The 23,880-nt window shown below is 41.2% G+C and carries 32 protein-coding genes and 1 pseudogene; 32 read left to right on the top strand and 1 reads right to left on the bottom strand.

What is annotated here, in order from left to right:
• Positions 1 to 246 precede the first annotated feature (246 nt).
• The 29 genes and pseudogenes from ACTQ50_RS10390 to ACTQ50_RS10250 all read left to right on the top strand — a co-directional run bounded on the left by ACTQ50_RS10390 (position 247) and on the right by ACTQ50_RS10250 (position 19,349).
• Complete coding sequence (locus ACTQ50_RS10390; protein ID WP_441484137.1) at positions 247 to 618, top strand: GntR family transcriptional regulator; 372 nt, start codon at positions 247 to 249, stop codon at positions 616 to 618.
• Positions 615 to 1,514 carry an ABC transporter ATP-binding protein gene (locus ACTQ50_RS10385; protein WP_441484136.1) on the top strand — a complete coding sequence of 300 codons (900 nt, stop codon included), beginning with the start codon at positions 615 to 617 and terminating at the stop codon, positions 1,512 to 1,514. Before ACTQ50_RS10390 ends, ACTQ50_RS10385 begins: the two co-directional genes overlap by 4 nt.
• Positions 1,492 to 3,657 carry a DUF6449 domain-containing protein gene (locus tag ACTQ50_RS10380; protein ID WP_441484135.1) on the top strand — a complete coding sequence of 722 codons (2,166 nt, stop codon included), beginning with the start codon at positions 1,492 to 1,494 and terminating at the stop codon, positions 3,655 to 3,657. The genes ACTQ50_RS10385 and ACTQ50_RS10380 overlap by 23 nt, the downstream gene beginning before the upstream one ends.
• A 22-nt stretch (positions 3,658 to 3,679) precedes the next feature.
• A complete protein-coding gene (locus ACTQ50_RS10375) occupies positions 3,680 to 4,471 on the top strand; it encodes a pseudouridine synthase (RefSeq protein ID WP_441484134.1) in 792 nt (263 codons plus the stop codon).
• A gap of 181 nt (positions 4,472 to 4,652) precedes the next feature.
• Positions 4,653 to 5,393, top strand: coding sequence for a 30S ribosomal protein S2 (rpsB, locus tag ACTQ50_RS10370; protein WP_226822439.1), 741 nt, complete (start codon positions 4,653 to 4,655; stop codon positions 5,391 to 5,393).
• 88 nt (positions 5,394 to 5,481) lie between these two features.
• Positions 5,482 to 6,420 carry a translation elongation factor Ts gene (tsf, locus tag ACTQ50_RS10365; protein ID WP_441484133.1) on the top strand — a complete coding sequence of 313 codons (939 nt, stop codon included), beginning with the start codon at positions 5,482 to 5,484 and terminating at the stop codon, positions 6,418 to 6,420.
• 243 nt (positions 6,421 to 6,663) lie between these two features.
• A complete protein-coding gene (locus tag ACTQ50_RS10360; protein WP_441484132.1) occupies positions 6,664 to 7,530 on the top strand; it encodes a hypothetical protein in 867 nt (288 codons plus the stop codon).
• Positions 7,531 to 7,929: 399 nt separating this feature from the next.
• Positions 7,930 to 8,085, top strand: coding sequence for a hypothetical protein (locus ACTQ50_RS10355; protein ID WP_441484131.1), 156 nt, complete (start codon positions 7,930 to 7,932; stop codon positions 8,083 to 8,085).
• 8 nt (positions 8,086 to 8,093) lie between these two features.
• Positions 8,094 to 8,387 carry a sensor histidine kinase gene (locus tag ACTQ50_RS10350; protein ID WP_441484130.1) on the top strand — a complete coding sequence of 98 codons (294 nt, stop codon included), beginning with the start codon at positions 8,094 to 8,096 and terminating at the stop codon, positions 8,385 to 8,387.
• A gap of 21 nt (positions 8,388 to 8,408) precedes the next feature.
• Complete coding sequence (locus ACTQ50_RS10345; protein WP_441484129.1) at positions 8,409 to 9,122, top strand: response regulator; 714 nt, start codon at positions 8,409 to 8,411, stop codon at positions 9,120 to 9,122.
• 84 nt (positions 9,123 to 9,206) lie between these two features.
• Positions 9,207 to 9,584, top strand: a complete 378-nt coding sequence (locus ACTQ50_RS10340) for a response regulator (RefSeq protein ID WP_441484128.1) — start codon at positions 9,207 to 9,209, stop codon at positions 9,582 to 9,584.
• A gap of 33 nt (positions 9,585 to 9,617) precedes the next feature.
• Positions 9,618 to 10,127, top strand: coding sequence for a hypothetical protein (locus tag ACTQ50_RS10335; RefSeq protein ID WP_441484127.1), 510 nt, complete (start codon positions 9,618 to 9,620; stop codon positions 10,125 to 10,127).
• A gap of 215 nt (positions 10,128 to 10,342) precedes the next feature.
• Positions 10,343 to 11,089, top strand: coding sequence for an MBG domain-containing protein (locus ACTQ50_RS10330; RefSeq protein ID WP_441484126.1), 747 nt, complete (start codon positions 10,343 to 10,345; stop codon positions 11,087 to 11,089).
• Positions 11,090 to 11,116: 27 nt separating this feature from the next.
• On the top strand, positions 11,117 to 11,857 hold the full coding sequence (locus ACTQ50_RS10325) for a hypothetical protein (protein WP_441484125.1): 741 nt from the start codon (positions 11,117 to 11,119) through the stop codon (positions 11,855 to 11,857).
• A gap of 235 nt (positions 11,858 to 12,092) precedes the next feature.
• Positions 12,093 to 12,359 (top strand): type II toxin-antitoxin system prevent-host-death family antitoxin, encoded by a 267-nt coding sequence (locus tag ACTQ50_RS10320; protein ID WP_173718699.1) that lies wholly within the window; start codon positions 12,093 to 12,095, stop codon positions 12,357 to 12,359.
• Between the two features lie 2 nt (positions 12,360 to 12,361).
• Positions 12,362 to 12,679 carry a type II toxin-antitoxin system RelE/ParE family toxin gene (locus tag ACTQ50_RS10315; RefSeq protein ID WP_441484124.1) on the top strand — a complete coding sequence of 106 codons (318 nt, stop codon included), beginning with the start codon at positions 12,362 to 12,364 and terminating at the stop codon, positions 12,677 to 12,679.
• Between the two features lie 304 nt (positions 12,680 to 12,983).
• Positions 12,984 to 13,085, top strand: a complete 102-nt coding sequence (locus tag ACTQ50_RS10310; protein WP_441484123.1) for a hypothetical protein — start codon at positions 12,984 to 12,986, stop codon at positions 13,083 to 13,085.
• 115 nt (positions 13,086 to 13,200) lie between these two features.
• The gene (locus ACTQ50_RS10305; RefSeq protein WP_441484178.1) at positions 13,201 to 13,371 is read left to right on the top strand and encodes an EamA family transporter; all 171 of its coding nucleotides are present in this window, start codon (positions 13,201 to 13,203) and stop codon (positions 13,369 to 13,371) included.
• A 227-nt stretch (positions 13,372 to 13,598) separates the two neighbouring features.
• Positions 13,599 to 13,823, top strand: a complete 225-nt coding sequence (locus tag ACTQ50_RS10300) for a hypothetical protein (protein WP_441484122.1) — start codon at positions 13,599 to 13,601, stop codon at positions 13,821 to 13,823.
• 293 nt (positions 13,824 to 14,116) lie between these two features.
• Positions 14,117 to 14,347 carry a DUF6219 family protein gene (locus tag ACTQ50_RS10295; protein WP_441484121.1) on the top strand — a complete coding sequence of 77 codons (231 nt, stop codon included), beginning with the start codon at positions 14,117 to 14,119 and terminating at the stop codon, positions 14,345 to 14,347.
• A pseudogene (locus tag ACTQ50_RS10290) lies at positions 14,347 to 14,853 on the top strand (YaaA family protein). Before ACTQ50_RS10295 ends, ACTQ50_RS10290 begins: the two are co-directional and overlap by 1 nt.
• 55 nt (positions 14,854 to 14,908) lie before the next feature.
• Entirely contained in the window at positions 14,909 to 15,616 is a 708-nt protein-coding gene (locus ACTQ50_RS10285) for a hypothetical protein (protein WP_441484120.1), read from the top strand.
• 83 nt (positions 15,617 to 15,699) lie between these two features.
• The gene (locus ACTQ50_RS10280; RefSeq protein WP_441484119.1) at positions 15,700 to 16,230 is read left to right on the top strand and encodes an amidohydrolase family protein; all 531 of its coding nucleotides are present in this window, start codon (positions 15,700 to 15,702) and stop codon (positions 16,228 to 16,230) included.
• Complete coding sequence (locus tag ACTQ50_RS10275) at positions 16,209 to 16,373, top strand: amidohydrolase family protein (protein WP_441484177.1); 165 nt, start codon at positions 16,209 to 16,211, stop codon at positions 16,371 to 16,373. Before ACTQ50_RS10280 ends, ACTQ50_RS10275 begins: the two co-directional genes overlap by 22 nt.
• Positions 16,374 to 16,435: 62 nt before the next feature.
• The gene (locus tag ACTQ50_RS10270; RefSeq protein ID WP_441484118.1) at positions 16,436 to 17,284 is read left to right on the top strand and encodes a DegV family protein; all 849 of its coding nucleotides are present in this window, start codon (positions 16,436 to 16,438) and stop codon (positions 17,282 to 17,284) included.
• A gap of 92 nt (positions 17,285 to 17,376) precedes the next feature.
• Positions 17,377 to 17,529, top strand: a complete 153-nt coding sequence (locus ACTQ50_RS10265) for an alpha/beta fold hydrolase (protein WP_441484117.1) — start codon at positions 17,377 to 17,379, stop codon at positions 17,527 to 17,529.
• Positions 17,519 to 18,160, top strand: a complete 642-nt coding sequence (locus ACTQ50_RS10260) for an alpha/beta hydrolase (RefSeq protein ID WP_441484116.1) — start codon at positions 17,519 to 17,521, stop codon at positions 18,158 to 18,160. The genes ACTQ50_RS10265 and ACTQ50_RS10260 overlap by 11 nt, the downstream gene beginning before the upstream one ends.
• 41 nt (positions 18,161 to 18,201) lie before the next feature.
• Positions 18,202 to 18,789, top strand: a complete 588-nt coding sequence (locus ACTQ50_RS10255; RefSeq protein WP_441484115.1) for a chromate transporter — start codon at positions 18,202 to 18,204, stop codon at positions 18,787 to 18,789.
• Positions 18,786 to 19,349 carry a chromate transporter gene (locus ACTQ50_RS10250; protein ID WP_441484114.1) on the top strand — a complete coding sequence of 188 codons (564 nt, stop codon included), beginning with the start codon at positions 18,786 to 18,788 and terminating at the stop codon, positions 19,347 to 19,349. Before ACTQ50_RS10255 ends, ACTQ50_RS10250 begins: the two co-directional genes overlap by 4 nt.
• Before the next feature lie 57 nt (positions 19,350 to 19,406).
• Here the strand turns inward: ACTQ50_RS10250 and ACTQ50_RS10245 are convergent, their stop codons facing one another.
• On the bottom strand, positions 19,407 to 19,991 hold the full coding sequence (locus ACTQ50_RS10245; protein ID WP_441484113.1) for an L-2-amino-thiazoline-4-carboxylic acid hydrolase: 585 nt from the start codon (positions 19,989 to 19,991) through the stop codon (positions 19,407 to 19,409).
• Positions 19,992 to 20,232: 241 nt separating this feature from the next.
• Here ACTQ50_RS10245 and ACTQ50_RS10240 point away from each other — a divergent pair, with 241 nt between their 5' ends.
• The 3 genes from ACTQ50_RS10240 (at position 20,233) to ACTQ50_RS10230 (ending at position 23,791) form a co-directional block, all read left to right on the top strand.
• Positions 20,233 to 21,165, top strand: a complete 933-nt coding sequence (locus tag ACTQ50_RS10240) for a DUF1848 domain-containing protein (protein ID WP_441484112.1) — start codon at positions 20,233 to 20,235, stop codon at positions 21,163 to 21,165.
• A gap of 475 nt (positions 21,166 to 21,640) precedes the next feature.
• Positions 21,641 to 22,393 carry a Panacea domain-containing protein gene (locus ACTQ50_RS10235; protein ID WP_441484111.1) on the top strand — a complete coding sequence of 251 codons (753 nt, stop codon included), beginning with the start codon at positions 21,641 to 21,643 and terminating at the stop codon, positions 22,391 to 22,393.
• 129 nt (positions 22,394 to 22,522) lie between these two features.
• Positions 22,523 to 23,791 carry a zinc-ribbon domain-containing protein gene (locus ACTQ50_RS10230; protein WP_441484110.1) on the top strand — a complete coding sequence of 423 codons (1,269 nt, stop codon included), beginning with the start codon at positions 22,523 to 22,525 and terminating at the stop codon, positions 23,789 to 23,791.
• The last annotated feature ends 89 nt before the right edge of the window (positions 23,792 to 23,880 follow it).

Below are 23,880 nucleotides of genomic sequence, written 5' to 3'. Positions count from 1 at the left end.
CCTGGAAAAACAGGGGAGATTGTGGGAAGGTTTTTTGTTGCCATTTACTTCTTTTTCAGTGAGATACTTTCGGGGTGCTTAGAAGTCAGATGGTGCGTAATTTCGCGCCAAGGGGGCGGTGAACAGTGGCTGGCGCAGTCCATTTTATAAACATTTAAGAATTCCCCATCTTGCCTTCCCGGCACACATATGCTATCCTAACTGTATTAAACGTATTAATACACTTGGAAAGGAGGCAGCCTGCCTATGATCGTTTTGGATTATCAGGACAGAAGGCCGCTGTACGAGCAGGTGGAGGAGAAATTCCGGAACCTGATCCTGATAGGAGCATTGGAGCCTGGTTCCCGGATGCCCTCTGTGCGGCAGCTGGCCATGGAATTATCGATCAACCCAAACACCATCCAGCGTGCTTATATGCAGCTGGAGCAGGAAGGATTGATCTACCCGGTTAAGGGAAAAGGAAACTTTATTGCGGACAGTGAAGAGGTGCGCAGGATCAGCAAAGCTTCCTATTCAAAAGAGCTAAAAGCCCTGGTCCGGAAAGGAAAGGCTATGGGAATGGACGAGGAAGAGCTGATCTACATTATTAGGGAATGTTACAAGGAGGAGAAGCCATGATAGAAGTCAAAGAATGCAGTAAGGCGTTTGGCACTGTCAAAGCGGTCAATAAAGCAACTCTGGACATTGGAGTAAGGGAAGTGTTCGGACTTGTAGGCAGCAACGGCGCTGGGAAAAGCACCCTGCTTCGAATGATGGCAGGGATCATGAAGCCAGATGAGGGAGAAATCCAGATCGATGGAATGCCCGTGTATGAAAACGAAGAAGCCAAGAAATTATTTTTCTATATTTCAGATGACAGTTATTTTCCAGCTAATTATACAGCTATGGATCTGGTACGGTTTTACCGGAACTTTTATCCCCAGTTTCGGATCCAGCTTTTCCATGAACTGATGGAACAGTTTCATCTGGAAGAAAACCGCAGGATTACAACTTTTTCCAAAGGAATGAAGAAACAGCTACTGGTGATCATCGGCGTGTGCGCGGCAACGAAATATCTGTTGTGTGATGAGACCTTCGATGGTCTTGACCCGGTAATGCGTCAGGCGGTAAAGAGCCTGTTTGCAGCGGAGATCATGAACCGGGAATTTACACCTGTGATCGCGTCCCACAATCTTCGGGAACTGGAGGACATCTGTGATCATGTTGGGCTTTTGCATAAGGGTGGAATCCTTCTTTCCAAGGATCTGGAAGATATGAAATTCCACATTCACAAGATCCAGTGTGTGCTTACTGGACGGCAGCAGGAAAAAGAACTGGAAAAGGAACTTCAGGTTCTGAAGGTGCAGCATCAGGGATCTCTCCTTATGATAACAGCCCGGGGAACCAGAAGTGAGATCATGGAGAAAATCCAGGCGAAAAATCCTCTTTTCATGGAGGTGCTTCCTCTGACCCTGGAGGAAATTTTTATCAGCGAGACGGAGGTGGCAGGCTATGAAATCAAAAATTTATTCTAGCAGATATATGAAGGTGACATCAAAAGGGCTGGTGTGGATCCCGGCTTTTGTGACCATTGGATTTCTTCTGGCCTTTCCGGTGGCAGAGCTGATCATGCTGGGAAACTGGTTCGGAATGGAATATACGGCCAGAGAGATCAATGCTCTTTATGCAAATCTGTGGCAGAATGGATTTATGCTCACCGGACTTGCGGTTGCAGCACTTGCGGCACTGTTTAATGGGATCAGCCAGTTCTGGTACCTGTATTCACCTCGGAAAATTGATTTCTACCACAGTCTTCCGGTGAAACGGAACAGGACATTCTGGTACAAGACTTTGCAGTCACTTTTATACTTTTGGGTGCCGTATCTGGTGATGGAATTTTTCGCCATCTGTATCGGGGCGATGAGAGGATTTTTCAGTCTTCATCTTATGAAACTGGCATTCCTTATGATGGTATTTCATCTGATGTTGTATCTGCTGATGTATTTTTCCGTTGTGCTGGTGATCTGCATCACAGGACATTTGCTTATGGGAGCGCTGCTTCTGGTGGCTGCTGTAGCTTATGGACCAGTGCTTTCTGTGCTGCTGGATTTATATGAAATGGCATTTTATTATACTCGCAGTGAGAGCCCTTATGGTTTTGTAAAATGGCTGAAAGAGATGGTCTCACCATTTACCATTTCTTATACCTTCGTGAAAAAATATGCAGAGGGAAATTACGGCGGAATACTGATTGCGGTGATTCTGGTAACTGCGGCATTGGGAGGTCTTGGATATTACGCCTTTGTACATAGAAGATCAGAGAGAACAGGGATGGCTTTTGTTTTTCCATGGATTGGTACTGTGGTAAAATTTCTGATCGTGGTACCTGGAGGCCTTGGAATTGGATTTATTTTCTATATGCTGTCAAGTGACAGTTCCAGAACGATCTGGTGGATTTTTGGATTGATTCTTGGAACCCTTCTTGCTGGCGGTATTATGGAAATTATTTATTACAGGGATTTCAGGAAATTCTTTTCCCATAAGATCCAGCTTGTGATAAATGGGGCATGTGTAGCACTTGTGGCGTGTGTGTTCTTTTTTGACCTGACAGGATATGACGAATATATTCCTTCCTATGATAAGATTGAAAATATCGCAATCGGATCTGTGGATACCGAATGGGAAACTGCTTATAATGTGAAAGTAAATGAAGATGGTACTGTCACCATGCTGGATTCCGGATATTATGTGAATGGGGATTCGGCGGGAAATGATCTGGGAATTGACCAGAATCTTTTTGACAGTATGAAAGAAATTGCAAAAGAGAGCAAGGAAACCTGCAAAGAAATTGTAGGAAACAGCACAGCATTGTGGTTCAGCAATCTGTGGGATCCTTCTGGAAATACATTAGGACTTAAGGTACGGTATGACCTGAAATCAGGAAGTGCCATTTACCGTTACTATATGGTCAGCCTGGATGACATAAAGAGCTTGTGGAAAGAGGGCATGGCTGAGGGAACCTTGAAGGCTGAGCGTTATTCCATTCTGAATCTGGATGACAAATATGTGGATGAGGTAAGATGTGATTTTATTACCGGACAGTCAATTTTCCTTTTCCAGGATAATAAGGCGAAGAAACAGCTGCTGGTGGATGCCTTCCGGCAGGATGTGGAAGAGGCTGATCCAGAGGTGCTGACAGGAGAACCTTGCGCAAGCCTGACCATTGGCTATTCTGATGTACCATCTGTGGAAGGTACAGATGCGACAGTAGTGGGCAAAACAGGAGACTATTCTTTTTCCCCATGTTTCTATGTATTCCCACAGTTCAAAAGGACAGTTGAAATTTTGAAGGAAACAGGGTATCCTATGTCTATGGATGATGTGAACTTAAGTTCTGTGGAAGTAGAATATTATATGAATGAGGACCAGAGTGAAATTTCTTCCCCGATGGTTTATGATAAGCCGGAACAGCTTAAGGAGCTGAAAAAGGTTCTGAGATGTTATCAGATGGTACCATTCTGGGAAAAAAGGGAACTGGACAGCTGGCATAGCCTGAAGGTTATGATCGATGGCGTGGAATCAGAGGAAGCGTGGTCTATCATGGCGAAGGATGTTCCGGAGTTTATGAAAGAGGATTCCCAGCGGGCATTGTCCTTTGAGGTTTTGGATGAGGAATAAAGTAGAAGGTAAGGTATTATAAATGGGAAAAGCAGTAAGACTGGATAAATTTCTGGCAGATTCCGGAGTTGGCACGAGGACAGAAGTGAAGAAGCTGATCCAGAAGGGAATGGTCCAGGTAAACGGTGAGACAGCGAAAAAGCCGGAGCTGAAGGTAGATCCGGAGAAGGACGTGGTGGAATTTGGCGGAGAGCGCCTGGGTGCCAGGGCTGAGTTTGTGTATTATCTTTTGCACAAGCCTGCCGGGTATGTGAGTGCCACGGAGGATACCAGGGAAAAGACGGTTCTGGAGCTGGTGCCAAAGGATGGCAGGCGGAATCTTTTTCCGGTAGGGCGTCTGGATAAGGATACGGAAGGCCTGCTTCTTATTACAGACGACGGCCAGCTGGCCCACCAGCTGCTTTCCCCGAAGAAACATGTGGACAAGACCTATTTCGCGGTGACAGAAGGAAAAGTGGTGCCGGAGGATATCGGGAAGATCCGGGAAGGCGTGAATATTGGAGACGAGGAGCTGACGTTGCCGGGGAAGCTGGAAATCCTTAAGGTTTGGGAAGAAGATGAGACGGCGGGGAGTGAAGCAGAATCTGGTACTTCATGCGAAGGGGAAAAGGCGAGCAGTCTCTGGCGTTCTGAAATCCTTCTTACCATTCACGAAGGTCGTTTTCATCAGGTGAAGCGAATGATGGAAGCGGTTGGGAAAAAAGTGATTTATCTGAAACGAATTTCCATGGGTTCGCTGACTTTGCCAGATGACCTGCCGAAAGGACAGGCTCGGGAACTGACGCCTGATGAACTGGCGGCATTGAAATGCTAAAAACAGAAGAAAAATTTGCAAAAACCCTCTTTACACAGAGGGTTTTGTCATGTTATAATGCAAAAGTTGTAAACCATCAAACACGCATGGAGATTCCCAGGGATGGTGCCCTACGGTGTGAGGTTGGGTCCGAGAGGAAAAGGATCCATGCGGAAGAATTTAACCAAAAGGAGAAAAAGACATGAGCGTTATTTCAATGAAACAGCTTTTAGAGGCAGGTGTTCATTTCGGACATCAGACAAGAAGATGGAACCCTAAAATGGCTCCATACATCTACACAGAGAGAAATGGTATCTACATCATCGACTTACAGCAGTCTGTAGGAATGGTTGACGATGCTTACAATGCAATCGCTGATATCGTAGCTAACGGCGGAAACATCCTTTTCGTTGGTACTAAGAAACAGGCTCAGGACGCTATCAAGACAGAGGCTGAGCGTTGCGGACAGTTCTATGTAAACGAGAGATGGTTAGGCGGTATGCTTACCAACTTCAAGACTATCCAGAGCCGTATTGCTAAGCTTAAAGAGATCGAGACCATGGAGGCTGATGGAACATTCGATGTTCTGCCTAAGAAAGAAGTTATCGCTTTAAGAAAAGAATTAGATAAACTTCAGAAGAACCTTGGCGGTATCAAAGAAATGAAGAGACTTCCAGATGCTATCTTCGTAGTAGATCCTAAGAAAGAAAAGATCTGCGTACAGGAAGCTCATACACTGGGAATCCCGCTTATCGGAATCTGCGATACTAACTGTGACCCAGAAGAACTGGATTACGTAATCCCGGGTAACGATGACGCTATCCGTGCTGTAAAACTGATCGTTTCCAAGATGGCTGACGCAGTTATCGAAGCAAACCAGGGACAGACAGACGCTGAGGGAGAAATCCAGGCTGAGTCTGAAGAGTTCGCTACAGAGGAATAATGACAACTTTATTGTTCGCTACAGCTTATAAGCTGTAGTGGACAGTAATCTTACAACACATTATCATTCAATCAGGAGGAAATGTAAAATGGCTATTACAGCAGCACAGGTAAAAGAGTTAAGAGAGATTACCGGCGCTGGTATGATGGACTGTAAGAAAGCTCTTACAGCTACAGAAGGCGATATGGATAAAGCAGTAGAGTTCCTTCGTGAGAAAGGTCTTGCTACCGCTCAGAAGAAAGCTAACCGTGTTGCAGCAGAGGGTCTTTGTAAGACACTTGTTGCTGACGACGCTAAGAGCGCAGTTGTTGTTGAGGTTAACTCCGAGACAGACTTCGTTGCTAAGAACGAGAAATTCCAGCAGTATGTTGCAGATGTTGCAGCTCAGGCTCTGACAACTACAGCAGCTGATATCGATGCTTTCCTTGCAGAAGCATGGACACTTGATACCACTAAGACTGTGAAAGAAGCTCTTGCAGCTCAGATCGCAGTTATCGGTGAGAACATGAACATCCGTAGATTTGCTCAGATGAAAGAGGAGAACGGTTTCGTTGCTTCCTACACACATATGGGTGGAAAGATCGGCGTTCTTGTTGACGTTGAGACAGACGTTGTGAACGACGCTGTTAAAGAGATGGCTAAGAACGTTGCAATGCAGGTTGCAGCTCTGAAACCTCTTTACACAAGCGACAGCGAAGTAAGCGCTGAGTATATCGAGCATGAGAAAGAGATTCTTATGGCTCAGATCCAGAACGATCCTAAGGAGTCCCAGAAACCTGAGAAAGTTATCCAGGGAATGATCACAGGACGTATCAAGAAAGAGCTCAAAGAGATCTGCCTTCTTGACCAGGTTTACGTTAAAGCAGAAGACGGAAAACAGTCCGTTGGAAACTACGTAGCACAGGTTGCTAAAGAGAACGGCGCTAAGATCACAATCAAAGGCTTCGTTCGCTACGAGACCGGCGACGGAATCGAGAAGAAAGAAGAGAATTTTGCAGAGGAAGTTGCTAAACAGATGGGTATGTAATCCCGGTTTGTTGTAAAATTGTAAAATCCTTTTAATTTAAGTATTTAAAGGCCCTGAAAGCCTTATAAACACTACATTCCAGAGTGGTTATAAGATTTTCGGGGCTTTTTTGCGTGGAAAAATAAAATGTCGCCGAGCTTCTTATAAGGCTGTAAACCGGTGATTACAAAGTATGTTCATTATATGTTACTCTGTTATATAGAAAAGACGTAATGAATGTTTTCTACAAAAGGAGGAAGAAAAATGAATAAGAAAAAGATGCTAGGTATTTGGCTTCTGTTGTTGGGAATGATGGTAATCTCTGTATTTTCGGTAAGCGCAGCATCCAATCCCAAGTCTGTTAACTTGAGAGTTGGAAGCAACAGAAAGAATGTTTACAAATCGTACGATATTACAGGAGACCATCAGCCAGATCAGATTAATATTGCTGTTGGATATGGAAACAAGATTGACAAGAAAGACAGTAATGGATATTATAATAACATTTTTGTCAGCATTAACGATAAGACTCAGATTTTAGAAACAGGATATTTTTATAGTGCAAGGGCTAAACTGTATACTCTTTCAAATGGAAAGCCATATTTATTCCTTGAAACATTATCAGACAATGATTACCATGAGATATCCGGTCTGTTCAGTTATAATCGTAGTAAGAAAAAAATTGAAACAGCTATTGATTTCACTTCCCTGTTCAATGGATATGCAGGAAGAAGTGCAGGAACAATCGTAAAAATGAGTGGAAATAAGATTACTGTTCGTTACGGTATGATGTCTTATTCTCTTGGCGGATGTAGTATCGACTATAATTACACCTATAAAAATGATAAATTAGTGCGTACATCCTATTATGGAAAGCTTATAAGTATCTCGAAGAGACAAGGAAAGCCAAATGTACTTATTGCAAAAAGAAAACTTGTTGCGTATACAGTTCCAGGGACAAAAAAGAAAGCCTTTACAATCAAAAAAGGCGGATCGGTAAAGATCATGCAGGTATGGAAAAAAACCACAAGTCTGTATATTAAGGTTAAGTACGAAAGTAAGTATGGCTGGATTAAAGCTGCTGGAATTAATACTTCCCAGCAGTTCTCTAACGTAGTATATGCAGGTTGACAACAGAAGATGAAATTTAGGTTAAGGGACAGATCGTGTAAGAATCTGTCCCCTTTTCAGTGAAATCCTGAATTTTGAACTCTATCCCGTTACTTCCGGCTGTTAAGTTACGCTGCCATTTTCATTTTTTGTATTTCAATTTTCAGAACATATGTTATACTATGTCCAAGGATTAATACAAAGAAATTTCATGTAGGAGGTTGACAGGCAATGGCACTGGGTGCAGAATTTTCACAGCACAGCACAGCACAGCACAGCACAGCACAGCACAGCGCGTTAAGTGTCTTTTTTGCGTATCTGAACATGGATAGATAACAAAAAGCCGTGTATACAGGCAGTAATAGAACTGCCTGTATGCATGGCTTTTTGTTGTGAATTAAAAAAGAGGAGAATAACAATATGTACAGTCGACAGTCACTCCATATCGCCCTGCTCCTGCTAAGTGATGCGTTTGCCTGGGGATACCGGGGAAGCCCGGAACCAGAAGCTGCCGTTCTGGTGAGAGTCAGTAACTTTCTGGTTTTTGCTTTAAATGATGTGATTCTGTTTTTCTGATCACGGCATTGAGCATCCAGCCTCTGGTGGAGAACGCCATCAAACACGGACTGTGCAAAAAGCAGGGTGGGGGAACCGTATGGATTCGCACCAGACGAAAACCAGGACTTGTGACTGTAATCATACAGGATGATGGAGCTGGATTTGATCCTGGGAAAGAACAGGATGATAGAAAGGTCCATGTGGGACTGGGCAATGTGCGGAAAAGAATTGAAAGTATGTGCCGGGGAACTATGCTGGTAGAAAGCGAACCAGAGAAAGGAACACGGATCACAATCCTTCTTCCCCAGACAATCGAATAAGAAAGAAGAGACACTGACAAAATGAACATTTTAGCAATTGATGATGAAGAAACAGGATATCAGGATCTGGTACATGCCATTCGGGAGGCGGCACCCCATGACAATCTGGCAGCCTTCAAAGAACCATTGGAACTGCTGGATTATGCAAAAGACCATCCGTGTGATGTAGCATTTCTGGATGTAGAGATGGGAACTAAAAACGGAATCGAAGTGGCGAAACAGTTAAAAATCTGGTATCCAAATGTAAATATTGTGTTCGTAACTGGATATAACAAATATATGCCGGATGCTTTTGCCATCCGCGTCAGCGGCTATGTGGGTAAGCCGATCACAAAAGAAAAGATCCAGGAGGAACTGAAGTACCTGGTACATCCCGTTGATTATCAGATTCCGGAGCCGGAGGATACACTGATCGTGAAATGCTTTGGTACTTTTGATGTCTTTGTAAACCATGAACGGCTGAAATTCCAGTATGCCAAAACACTGGAAATGCTGGCCTATCTGATTGACCGCAGGGGGAATGCAGTAACCTCCGGCGAACTTCGGGCCGTTTTGTGGGAGGATGCCAAGACGGATCTAAATACAGGAATTTATCTGCAGAAATTAAAAAAGGATCTTCGTACTGTGTTAAAAGAAAAGGGAGTGGAAGATGTATTTGTGACTTCCCGGAATAAATATGCGATTGATCCGGATGAAGTATACTGTGATTGCTCAAAAATATTAAATTTTTGTTAACTTTTTCGGAAAGGTGCTCCAGGGTATATTTCTGGCATAGAGCGGTTTCTATAATGGATAGTAGAAAACCAAAATAAGGAGATGATGATTACGAAGATTATGGTTTTTGAAGATAACAGATGGCAGCGGCGCAAGATGACAAAGACCATAAGCGAAATAGAGCCGCAGGCAGAAATTACCGCCTTTGAAAAGACAACAGATGCACTAAATTATGCACAGAGCTGTTCTCCGGACATTGCATTTATCAGTATGGAGAATGCAGATGCTAGAGGCTATTTTCTGCTGAAAAAAATCAGGAAACAATCACCAAGGACAAACATCATCGCAGTATCAAGCAGGTACCGTTTTTTGCCGGAAATATATAATCTCCGGATCAGCGGTTACATTGTGGAGGAAATGACGCCGCAGAAGGTAACAGAAGAGATGCAGAATCTCAGATTTGCCTGTTGTGCTAATGTATGATGAGATCTTAGGGGAAAGAATAGGAGCAAACTAATGAAAAAGTACAAGTTATTAATGCAGGGTAAAAAAGTATTTGCGGCTGTATTGGCAGCCTCGCTGATGATGACTTCCATTGTGCCGCAGAGTATGGTATACGCGGCTGAGGCAGACGTCATGGAAGCCGCTGCTCAGGCAGAGGAAGATCCGGTACAGGAAGTGGCAGAGCAGGAAGCGGAGCCAGAAGCAGCAGAAGAGGAAACTCAGCCATCTGAGCCAGAAGCGGAAGTACCGGAAGTTACAGAAGCACCAACAGAACCGGAAAGTCCGGAAGTCACAGAAGCACCGGCGGATACAGACGGTGAGTCCCCAACGGAGGAACAGCCTACCATAACACCAGCCGAGCAGAATCCGGAAGTAACCCCACAGCCAACCGAAATTCCAGCTGAGGCCGAGACAGAAACGGAAGAAAAAGAACTTTCCGAAGCCGTTAAAGCTCTCCAGGAGCGGATAAATGCCCTGCCAACTGTAGAAGACTTGCAAAAGACGGACAGCAGAGTGAGATAACCGCAACAATCAAAGCTAAAGAGATCACAGCAGTCATTACACCGAACGGTGGAACCTATGAAGGAACCATCACTCCGGCCACAGCCGTTCTGAACGGACTGGTAGGCGAGGACAACCCAGAGATTACCCTGACCGTATCCCTTGCAGAGAGTGCAAACTACACTGCAGATCAGGCAGAGATTACAGTAACCGTAAAGAAGATCGACCACAGCCTTGTGATTGAACAGGTTGCATACGAAGTAACTTACGGCGATCCGACTTTCAGCGTTGCAGCACAGGCAGGCGATACCGAAGCCACAGTGAAGTATATAAGCAGCAATGAGGATGTCGCATCCGTAGATGAAAATGGTGTGGTAACCATCAAAAATGCTGGTGAAACCACCATTACACTGGAAATGGTTGAAAGCGGAAACTACAATGCAGTTACCGAGACTGTGACCGTAATCGTTCTTCCAAAGGCAGTGACTGTAACACCGGATGCACAGACAAAGGTTTACGAAGAAACTGATCCGGAGCTGACTTATACAGCAGAAGGACTGGTAGGAGAAGATACCCTGGCAGACATTACCCTCACAAGAGCAGAGGGCGAGCATGCCGGAACCTATGACATCACAGCAGAGGCAAAAGAAGGATCAAACTCGAATTACAGTATTACCTGCCAGCCGGGAACCTTCACCATTACACAGAAACCGATCGACACCGCAGAGGTAACACTGGGAGATGCCCTGAAATACACTGGAAAAGAGCAGACACAGAACGTGGCCAAGGTGACATTGGAAGGAAAAGAGATCCCGGCAGACGCTTATACCGTAGAGAATAATACGGCAACCGAAGCTGGAACCTACACTCTGACCATCAAGGCAAAAGAGGATGGAAACTACACCGGAACACGTACCTGGACTTTCGTGGTTGCTCCGGTGAAAACAGAGCAGATCAAAGAAAACGGAGATGGCAGTGTTTAAATCGGTGAGGGAACTCTTTCCTTTGAAGTGAAAACAGAAGGCGGAGCTCCAACAACAACTCTTGGAACCAGCAAAGCAGAGATTATTGATATGCTGATTCAGAGCGGCGATATCACAGCTGATGAACTTGCAGAAATCGCAAACGGCGCAACTGTTGACATTGTACTTACTGTAAAGGACGGATCTGCGGCTGTCAGTGCAGATTCTAAAGCACAGATGGAAAACGGAGCAGGGGATTATACGGTTGGACAATATCTGGATATCAGCTTGTTCAAGTATATGACAGTAAACGGAAAGACAGATGATGGACAGCAGATTCATGAAACAGCTGGCATGGTTACCATCTCTGTACAGGTTCCAGAAAATCTGATCAATACAGACGGAATTGTAAACCGTACTTATTGTATCATCCGAAATCATAATGGAGAAGTAAGTATCCTGGAAGCTTCTTATGATGCTGCAAGATATACGCTGACTTTCCAGACTAACCGATTCTCTGATTATGCGATTGGTTATAAAGATACCAAGATTAAGGATAATGATGATCCTAAGAAAGATGATCCAAAACAGGATGACAATAATGGAACTGGCGATAACGGTAATAGTGGAACAGGAAATATTGAAAACGGTACATCTGCTTCAACCGGAAAAACCTCTCCACAGACAGGAGACGCTACAAATGCAGCTGGATACGGTATGGCATTGCTTCTTTCATTGGCAGCTGCATTAGAGGTACTTCTGAAACGAAGAAAAAAATCTGAAAAATAAAATGAAGTAACAAGTACAGCATGGAATGAGTGGGACAGAATCAGAAAATGGTTTTGTCTCGCTTATTTTATAAAAAATGAACAGAAAATTTTTGAGCAAAAGGAATCCTTAAGTAGAAGCTCTGAGAAAGAATTTTAGATAGAAATGGAAGATGCCTGTAATTGGCATTGACAAACATAGCATAATAAAATTATAATATATATATAATATTACTATGAAAGCGTGAGGTGATCTTATGAACATTCGTCCATCAGCTGCTATTAGACAAAATTATAATGAGATTGCAGATCTTTGCCGTAAATCTTCAGAGCCTGTGTTTCTGACAAAAAATGGAGAAGGGGATCTTGTGGTGATGGATATTGAATCCTTTAACCGGCGGGAGAAAATGTTAAAATTAAGAGAAGAGCTGCTTGCTGTTGAAGAGGATCGTCTGGCAGGAAGAACTGGATGCAGTCTTGATGAATTGGACAGTTATCTTGATAATATAATAGAAGAGGGATGAAAATGTCAGAAAGAAGAAAATATAAAGTTATTGTATCGGACCGGGCCAAACAAATGTTAGGGCTTCACATTCGCTTTCTGGCACAGGTGGATAAGGACGCCGCAAGAAATAAGAAAAAAGAATTAATGGAAGCAATGCGTTCATTAACATATAGTCCCAATCGTTTTCACTTTTTTGATGAACCATATATTCCCTGCAATAAGTATCACAAAATGTTTGTGAAAAATTGGTATTTGATTTTATATCAGATTGAGGATGACACGGTTTATGTGGATTATATTTTAGATTGCAGAAAAGATTACAGCTGGCTGATTTTTTGAAAAGCGAGACAGATTGTGATGGAACAATATGAAGGAGAAATAAGTCCTCAAGAGTCTGATGTTGGATTCTTGGGGGCTTTTTTTGCGTGGAGAAAATGGCAACATCTTCTGAACAATCTGAAGATATTTTACAAGACTTTCTAATTCCTTAGAGATAAAATAAACTGCGGAAGGGAGGAGAAAAAGCAACATGAAAAAAGAAATACGGACAGTTGTTTATGATGAGGAACTTCGGATTGAAGCATACCGTTTTGAAGGGGATGAGGAATAAAAAATTGGTTATTTAGCAGCATTACTTACAATTATGATATGGGGAACGACATTTATTTCCACAAAAATTTTACTGACAGGTTTTAAACCTGCTGAAATTCTGCTTTTTCGTTTTATCATGGGATTTTATTTATGATACCAACGCTATTTTTCTTTGACTTTCAGTTCGGTTTATCTCGTTGTGCAAATATGAAATATTTGTTCAATATTTTGTATCTGGGATTAGGGGCTTCTGCACTTTGCTTTGTGACATGGAATTTTGCGGTGAAAGAGCTGGGGCGGTGAAAACAAGTGTTTACATTTATATGGTTCCAGTGATAACGGTCATTACCTCTGTGGTGATCTTACACGAAAAGCTGACTTTACTGGCAGGAATAGGGACGGTACTTAATTTAATAGGGTTGTTCCTGTCAGAAAAATAATAATACTATTTGCGGACTGATTGATAAATCTAACAGCTATTGTTCAAGAAAAATTTTATCATATTGCAAGTTGCGAGAATAAGAATCTAAATTATTTCTGGCAACTATCTTGACAATCAGCGGCCAAAATTTATTATAATGCATATAGGGAAAAATAATAAATGCGTGTTGCCAGTGTACTATATTTGTAAACAGGAAATGTAGACTGATGCAGAAAGGAAACCAATATGAAAATAAATAGTATCTTAATAAAGGATACCACGAGAGAAGAACGGATCCGTATCGTGCAGGAAGGGCTTAACCAGTGCGGTGGAGCCTGTGATTATTGCAATGGATGTGATAACCTTGGTGGTGGCTTAGTTGATACCTTTTATGAACCATATATCAATGGAGAAAAGGAGCTACGGCAATTAAATGAGGAATACAGAAGTAATTCTGGCATGGTAAAGTAGGTGATATAATGAGAGCACCTGCGATAGCAGCTTCTACGGAAGAAGAACGGAGAAACTATATAAAAGATACTTTCAAATGCATAGCAGATTGCGATATGTGTGGATTATGTACTGTGTTTAAGGGAAAAGATCCTGAACTGGCCTATGCGGATTATATTTCTGGAAAACGGGAATTTATGGAAGTATCAAAAGACTATAAGTAAAATAAATGTCTGGAAGGCGGTTTTAAGAAAAATGGATACAGCATTCGGCAGACAATAGAATTCTAATATTTATTTTTTAGGAGGGATGCTATGAAAGCACATAAATATTGGTCAGTAGGAGCATTTATCATCATGATCGGAACTGTTTATACAGGATATAAAGGTTTAAAATCAAGCCACAAATATTTCGCATTAAGTTCTTTACTTTGTATGATAATGTCTATCTATACAGGGCATAAAATGATTTCTGCCAGTAAAAAAATAAGAAAAAAAGCGAAAGCCCAAGATGATCCTAAAAATATGCTGAAGGAATTGGCGTGATGAAGATTATATTATCACCGGCAAAAAAGATGATTACGGATACGGACAGCATAGCACCAGTGGGAATGCCGGATTTTCTTGATAAGACAACTGAGATACTAAGTTGGATGAAAAGTCTGGAAAAAGAGGAAATGCAGGCATAAGTCATAATAGGAAATACCCGGAATTTGTACGACTATTGGGGAGACCTGCTTTATCAGTCTGTCATTGATGCTAGCCGGATCATTATTAATCTGGCATTAAAGGAATATTCGAAATGTATAGAAAAATATCTGTCGCCTAAAGATACGTATATAACGATTACATTTTGTGAACTATCTGGGGAGAAGTTCGTAACAAAGGGTACATATGCAAAAATGGCCCGTGGTGAAATGGTCAGATTTATGGCAGAAAACCACATCGAAAATCCAGAGGACTTACAAAAATTTAACAGACTGGGCTATCGGTTTAGAGAAGACTTGTCATCAGAAACGGAATATATTTTTGAACGGAAAGTAGTAGATTGATGGGGAAGAGACAGTTGGTGAATGATGAAGCATTTATGAAAGTGAGGGAGAGCATATGTTAAAGAAAATATTAATGCCAGTAACAGCTGCTATGCTGCTTTTTGCTTCACCAGTGGTCCTTTATGGGGCTGACAATACGTCTGTTGGTGAGGTACCAGCGAAATTTAACTTAGAAAGAGATTCCATCTTAGAGCACCAAAATATGGACGGGATACAGCTTATCTGTGAGGATATAAAAGGGCATTGGCTGGCAGCAGATGTAGAAGATTTTAATGTGGCAGGCTTTGATTCGAACGGGGACTGTCATATTACCATATACCAGAATGAAAAAAACAACGATCTTTGTATTCATCCAGATGGAACTTATGAATCAGAAGAGCTAGAGGATGAAAAAATTGATCAGTTTCAAGTCCTGAAATCAAATGATTTTATTTTGTACTATAGCTTGGTTAACGATTTTTATGGTGGATTTTTGTTTATGAATGGAGAACAGTCGGATCGAGCGTATGCGATTGAGGTAGAATCAGATTTGTATTTGTCTGAAGATAAATTTATATTGATCGAGGATCAGAAGGCTTATGATTATGAACTGATCGAGAATACTATACTCTGTCTGGATGAGAATGAAATTATGGGAATGGAAGTGATTTCCTATTCTCCTGATCTTATTGTGTGCAGAGATATTCAAACGAAGACAAGCGGAATTGGTGAGCTAGGTGGTCTTTTAATTCTGATTCGGGATAACGCTCTGGAGGCAGAATAAAATATGGAGCGGGTATTATATGGATGAGGAAACTGATTTGGACATCCAGAAATTTGTGCCTAGAGTAGATTTATTAAAAAAGGATGTGTGAGTATGGAACAGATTTCAAAGGTGATTACCGTAGAAGAACATTTTATGTCAGAGAAAGTAAATGGGGAATACCAAAAGCTCTTAGAGAAAAAGAATCTTACTCTGGCGCAAAAGGCAAAGGCCAGCTTTATTCAGCTGTTTGTCGCGAAAGGAGAAATTACAGAGGTTGGGGAAAATTTTACGGGTTTGCTGTTTTACCAGTAGGAGATATAGATTCCGCTCTGACAGAACTGGAACGTGCCATAAAAATACTTGGATTAAGGGGGATTATTTTTAATGGTGCTTATCAGGAATCTTATTTTGATGCAGAACGTTTTTTTCCGATTTTTGAAAAAGCCCGGGAATTAAAAGTCCCGGTTATGCTTCATCCAGGCGAAGTGCCAACAGAAGTTGCGAAGACTTATTATAAGGGAAGCTGGCCCGAGGCAGTGGCAAATGTTTTTGCGGGACATGGCATTGGCTGGCACTATGATGCCGGGGTGCAGTATATGAGGATGATTTTCTGTTTTGCCGAAACAAAGTAGGTGCAGAAAGGATCCTGTGGGCTACGGATTATCCATACTGCAAGCCTGAAAATTCAAAAATGTATTTAGAAAAAATAAAGCTGCCATTTGAGGAAAAAGAAAAGATTGCCTATTTAAACGCCGAGAATCTGTTTGGAATATAAGGATGTATTGGCAAGTAACGAGAATTGACAACACATAAAAGAAATGTTATGAGGAAACAAACATGGTAAAAATTATTTCAGATAGCACCTGCGATCTTTCGCCGGAATTATTAACTCGATATGAGATTGACATTCTTCCTCTTCATATTCTTCTGGGAGACCAGGAATTTGAAGATGGGAAAAATATTACTCCGGATCAGATTTATGCCTGGTCCGATGCAAATAAGACAACGCCCAAAACATCCGCTCCGGCCATGGCAGATGCCATAGAGCTTTTTCGCCCTTATGTTACGGCTGGAAGGGAAATTGTCTGCTTTTCTATTTCATCAAGTATGTCCACATCTGGAAATGTGATGCGCCTTGCAGCCGAAGAACTGGGCGCATCTGAACAGATCACGGTAATTGATTCTGCAAACCTTTCTACAGGAATCGGACTTCTTGTAGTGGAAGCTGCTATTATGGCAAAAAAGAACCGGACTGCTTCCGAAATCGTCTCCGAGATTGAAAAATTAAAGCCAAATGTGCGTGCAAGCTTTGTAGTGGATACACTTACTTATTTATATCGTGGAGGACGCTGTAATGCGGTAGCAGCCATGGCGGGAGGCGTTTTGAAGCTTCATCCTAAGATTGTAGTGAAAGATGGGGCTATGAATGCTTCTAAAAAGTACCGGGGAAAAATTGCCTCTGTAATTTTGTCCTATGTAAAAGATATGGAAAAGGACTTAAAAAATGCAAGACCGGAACGTGTATTTATCACGCACTCTGGCTGTGACCGGGAAATCGTCGAGACTGTCTGGGCTTATCTAAAAGAACTTGGTATTTTTGAGGAAATATTAGAAACCCGTGCAGGCGGCGTTGTATCAAGCCATTGTGGACCGGGTACGCTTGGTGTTTTGTACATTGCCAAATAGGATGTGCGGCCAATCTTCCCACTGATGTACACAGAGTGCATAAGAGCCAGAGAAAATTTACATATACGATTAGGTGAAAAAGGTATAAAGTAATGAATATTCATGAATTTGGAAAAGAAAATACGGAAACCATTTTGTTGATTCATCCGTCTGTAGTGACATGGGATTATTTTGAAAATGTAATTCCGCTGCTGCAGGAAAGGTATCATCTGCTTGTTCCAGCGCTTCCTGGTTATGATTTTTGACAATGACAGTGATTTTACCAGTGTGGAACAGATTGCTTCAGAATTAAACATCTGGCTTAAGGCAGAAGGTTACAAGGAGCTATATGCAGTGTATGGCTGCTCGATGGGCGGCTCCATTGCACTGATGACGGCACTTGGACAAAAGATTCCCATAAAACATTGTATTATGGATGGTGGGATCACACCTTATCAGCTGCCCTGGATCGTGACACGGTTTATTGCCTTGAAGGATTATCTTATGATGATGATCGGAAGAACCGGCGGCGTGGCTTTGCTGGAAAAAGCATTTGCAACAGACGACTATTCCACAGAGGATCTGCAGTACGTGGCAGATGTTCTGCGGCATTGCAGCAGAAAAACGCTGTGGCGGACATTTGATTCCTGCAACAACTATAAAATTCCGGAACCTGTGCCTGAAGTCCATACACAGATCCACTACTGGTATGCACAGAATGAAGAAAAAGAACGAAAATCTGATATCAATTATATGAAGCGCAAATTTCCTCAGACAAAGTTCGAAATATTACCGGAATTAGGACATGGAGGATTGGTTCTGCTAAAACCAGAGCTGTTTACGGAAATGATCTGCAAATTACAGGAAAGTAAGGAAGAGGTAACAATAAAAATATAAGTGACAGTATTTAAAAGAACAACTTATGAGGATGGCTTAAGATGAGCATAGTGGAGAAGAAAAAAGAAAACCGGAAATTTCTATTATGGAAAATATTTGTTTCAACTTTATATTTAAGTACCTTTACCTTCGGGGGCGGATATGTTATCGTTACCCTTATGAAAAAAAAGTTTGTAGATGAATATCACTGGATAGAAGAGAAGGAAATGCTGGATCTGGTAGCAATTGCACAGTCCTCTCCTGGGGCAATTGCGGTAAATGGAGCCATTGTAGTGGGATATAAGCTAGCGGGGATTTTGGGCGCTGTTGTTTCTATTTTTGGCACCATTATTCCACCATTTGCGATTATTTCCATTATTTCTGTGGGATACAATGCCTTTCGTGACAATTATATCGTCAGTCAGTTGTTGGAAGGAATGCAGGCGGGGGTTGGTGCTGTGATTGCATCTGTGACCTTTGAAATGGGCGGACAGATTGGGAAAGAAAAAGATACAGCGTCCATTTTGATCATGGCTGGGGCATTCCTGGCTTCCTGCATTTTTAAAGTTAACGTGATTTACATTGTAATTACGTGCGGAATATTAGGTGTGATTCGTACATTTCTTGGGAAGAGGAGGGAATGCAGATGATCTACCTGCAATTATTTATAAGTTTTTTACAGGTCGGAATGTTTAGTTTCGGCGGGGGCTATGCTGCAATGCCGCTGATCCAGGGACAGGTAGTCACCTTGCACCAATGGCTTAGCATGGCAGAATTTACGGATCTTATTACAATTTCCCAGATGACGCCTGGCCCCATTGCCGTAAATTCAGCGACCTTTGTTGGAATAAAAATAGCGGGAATTCCAGGCGCGATAGTGGCAACACTTGGATGTATTTTACCCTCATGCATTATTGTTACCTTACTGGCAAAGCTTTATATAAAATACAGGAACATGGCTCTGCTCCAGGGCGTTTTAGGATCCCTTCGCCCTGCAGTTGTGGCAATGATTGCTTCAGCAGGAATTTCTATTCTGGTCAATGCCTTCTGGGGAAGTGCAGCCACAATCTCATTTCAAGGAACAAAATGGAGTCTTGTGGTAATTTTTGGAATCTGTTTGTTTTTATTGCAGAAACTGAAATGGAATCCCATTGGTGTAATGGTTCTGGCTGGTGTTATGAAGCTGGCAGTATCGTTTGCCGGATTTTAAGTCATTTAAGGAATCCATACCAATTACGAATTCCTGTAAAAATAAAAATCGCATTTATCACTGCCCACGTCCTAGAGTACCCTGCCGTTTGAAGGTGATGCCGGACATATTCCCGAAGACCCGGTCATCGCTCAGGCAAAAAGTAATTGTCAATTCCTTGCAGCCCAGTAGTTCGCAATACTTCATATAGGGGCATTGCAGAACATCAACCTTGTAATGTTTGCTGTCGGATTCCAATTCTGTTGTTTCGAAACCAACTTCTTCGTTGAACATGACTTGTATCATCTTTGGAAAAATCTTAAAGAAAAGAGGACGGATAAAAGGAATTTTAGTTACAGCATTCAAACGTTTTCGATCAGGCTCGACACCTGTTTTTACGGATTCTTCTATCAATCTTATGGCTTCTTCCCGTGGGATATACTTGATCATCTGCAGGTAAAAAGCAGCCCGCGGGAAGATCATCTGTTCGGTATGCAGCTTTTCTTTTTTAGAAAGATCTTTATATTTGTCACATAATTCATTGCAGAGATTTACTGCATCTGAAATCAAAATATCAGTCTGCTGTGTGCCAATATTCTTTCTTAAATTATCTAAGACATAAGAGAAACCACCAAGTTTTTCATAATATTTTTTATCGACCATAATTCTGCGCTCCTCTGTATTTGCAGCTTTCAGTTGAGGTTTGCTACATGAAAATTTTATAGAGTAATTATATAGCTATTTTAATAAAAACACAATTGCAGGAAACGCTGTCTGCATAAATTGGCTATACAATTGGGCTGTTTTTGTGCTGCTATATGTAACAACATAACTTTTGTATATTGCACGATAGAGGAAGAAAAGCCTCATACAAATAGAAAGGCAGGCGGAAGGATAAGGTATTATGATCATTCAAACAGGTATGCGGACAGATATTCCGGCGTTTTATTCGAAATGGCTGTATGGCAGGATCAAAGAGGGCTTTGTGCTGGTGCGCAACCCCTATCAGCCGCAGCAGGTGACCAGATATTCCCTGGATCCGTCAGTGGTTGATCTGATTGCATTCTGTTCAAAAAATCCTGCTCCCATGCTTTCACATATGGAGCTTCTTAAGCCGTATGGAATGTACTGGTTCGTTACTATTACACCTTATGGCAAAGAGATAGAACCATTGGTTCCAGAATATGAAAAAGTGCTGGATACGTTCCGAAAATTATCTGAGATTGCGGGCCCGGATTCTATGGGGTGGCGTTATGATCCAATATTTTTAAATGATACCTACACACCAGCATATCACCTGGAAAAATTTGAGCAGATGGCTGCTGCCTTGGAAGGTTATACCCATACCTGTGTGATCAGCTTTATTGACCTGTACAGGAAAGTACAAAGAAATTTTCCAGAAGTACAGGAAGTTTCCCGTGATGACCGTTTATATCTGGGAAAAAATATGATCGGGATAGCTGCCGCTCACGGAATGACTGTGTATCCCTGTGGAGAGGGGAAGGAGCTGTCTGTTTATGGTGCTGACTGCAGTGGCTGTATGACAAAGAGAACCTATGAAAAAGCACTTCACACCACATTGGCAATTCCGAAAAAACAGCCGATTCGAAAAGAATGTGCCTGTTTTATGGGAAATGATATTGGCGCTTACAATACCTGCCTCCATATGTGTAAATATTGTTACGCCAATTATGATTCCCGAACAGTCCAGCAGAATTATGCCGTGCATGATCCGGCCTCTCCATTTCTGATCGGACACCAAATGCCAGACGATATCATACATCAGGCAGAGCAGAAAAGCTGGATTGATGGGCAGATGGTGTTGGAGTTTGGCTGATAGGTGATGTGTACTGATAGGTTCAGATATTTGAAAATGAAAGGGAGTATTTTATGGGAAAAGAAGTGGATTAGCGCTGAAGTTCCATATCGACAAAAATATATGAATAATATATAATAAGAATATATAACAGATGATATTATCCTTTAATTCCAAAAGATGAAAGTTTACAGAAAAGTAAAAATAGTGCGATAATAGTAAAATGAGTTTGGGAGATAATTCAAGATAGATGATAGTTTTTCGTATCCAGATGTAAAGAAATACATGGATGTTAATTTCCCAGAGTATAAATGTATAGATTCGTCTAAAAGGTCGTATATAGCTACACATATTTATTTTGAAAAAGGGAACTTTTGTTTTCCGTGGAAATTACAGATATGGGCTAAAAAAGATGAGAAAAATAACTTCCAATCCCATAAAGAATATAAGCAGGAATATACCAAATGGGAGAGTGAAAATAGAGGAGGTGTTGAAATTGATTAAGCATTTTATGATATTGAGTAGCTCTTATTCAGAAGGACGAAGAATAGCAATGCATTATATTGTTAATAAACAGATGAATACCGAACAGCTGATTAAAGAAGTTAAGACTATTAAAGATGCTTGTGGGGAAACAGTTTCAATTTCGACACATTATTTGGAAACGGATTCTTATTCATGGCATTCTATAATAGAAAAGGACAGTTTTTTTGAAGATGTTCGGGTTGTGGATACGTTGGATACATTTATCAAGTTGATTTCTGCTGATAGAATTTTAAAGGGGATAGATATTGCGAAATATATTTTGGCAAACAGATTTTGTACCCATTTGGAATTGGAAAAACTTGTTTATATGTGTTATGCAGATTATTTATGTGCTACCTATAAAAAGTTATTTGAAGATAAAATTTATGCATTTAAGTATGGTCCAGCTGTAGAATCTGTTTATGAAGAATATAAAGGAATGAAGGATATTGAAGAAGGTATGGCAGTAGATGCTCATTTAGATAAAGGGTATGCCAAAATGCCTGCAAAAAGCAGAATCCTATTTGCAGAAGATGGAATTTCCAAACTTTCGCATATTGATGCCACCCTTCGAAAATATGGTTCATTTTCAGCAGCGGAATTAGTGAACATCACGCATGTGGCAGGTGGACCGTGGAGTTCAGTGGACAAGGAATGCATGTATGCTGAAATTCCAGATTCTGTTATTCTTGAAAAACACTTTAAAGAAGACGAATTAGTATAATAAAACGAGTGTTTTTTTGCAAGAATGAAGTAGGAATTTATGAAAAGTATAAAAAAATACTTGAGAACGTTTTAGGAAAGAAAAAGATTTTCGAGAGTTAAAATACTTGAGATTTTTTTTGAAGAAACTATGGAAGTAAAATATATAATTGATGTACCTCGATTAATGACGGATTGGAATTGGTCTAAGAATACTGCTGCTGGAATTATACCGTCGGAGATTTCTATTGGTTCAAAGAAAAAAGTTTTTTGGAAGTGTCCTATTTGTGGCGGAGAATGGGAAACTGCGCCGAAATATCGGAAAAAGAGTGGATGTCCGTATTGTGTGAATTTTAAGGCTTTGTCAGGGTTCAATGATTTGCAGACACTTTTTCCAGATATTGCAGCAGAGTGGGATACAAAAAAGAATGGTAGTTTATATCCCCGGGACGTTACGAAGGGGTCTGCAAAAAGAGTATGGTGGATTTGCCCAAAAGGACATTCTTATGATATGTCTGTAATTTGTCGTGTAAAAGGACAAAAATGTCCTTATTGTAATAATCGGAGAGTACTTGTTGGTTTTAATGATCTGCAAACCCTGGAACCAGAGATTGCGCAGTTCTGGCATCCAATTTTAAATAATGATCTCACTCCGAAAGATGTAATTCCGGGAACTAAAAAACGAGTTTGGTGGAAATGTGATAAGGGACATGAATGGCAGTCATCTGTAGTCCAGAGATGCAAAAGTAAGGGATGCCCAATCTGCCAGAATCGTAGAATCATAAAAGAAGTAAATGATTTAATAACTGTTCATCCCGAATTAAAAAACGAATGGGACTACGAAAGAAATGCAGGAAAACCTGAAGAATACTCTAGTGGATCAAGCACTGTCGTTTGGTGGAAATGTCCAAAAGGACACAGTTGGAAAGCTGCGATATCAGATAGAAGCAGAGGCTATAAGTGTCCAAAATGTTCTGAAGAACGAAGAGTATCTTTTCCAGAGAAAGCAATTTTATATTACGTGCAGAAAGTTTTTTGTGATGTGAAAGCTAATTATAAAACTAAGTGGCTTGGAGCACAGGAATTGGATATCTATATTCCTAAGTACAAAATTGCGATTGAATACGATGGAGCATACGGGCATTCTAAGCCGGTTGGTCATAAAAGAGATGAAAAAAAGAATTTATTATGTCAAAAAAACGGTGTAACACTTATTAGAATTCGAGAACCCCAGTGCTTGGAGATTAATAATTCTTCTATTAACTATATAATGGATTCCTCGAAACATTTGGAAAAAGCAATTCAGTTTGTACTGCATAAATTAAAAGAACTAACAGGCATAGATACAGTAAAAGTACAATCTGATATTAACATCCAAAAGGACAGATCGGAAATATATGTTGATGCTCTTTTAAAATAGCATTTTATAGATCTTATTGCCTGTCGTCAGGTTGCTCTGTATACTGTCATTATCCTACAGAAAGAAAAAATCTCAGAGCACCCTCTTGG

Origin of the sequence: Blautia sp. Sow4_E7 (assembly GCF_052116245.1) — a bacterium.
In the GTDB taxonomy this organism is placed as follows: Bacteria; Bacillota; Clostridia; order Lachnospirales; family Lachnospiraceae; genus Blautia_A.
Note: the sequence above shows the minus strand (reverse complement) of the source record. Positions and strands in the feature narration are given on the sequence as shown.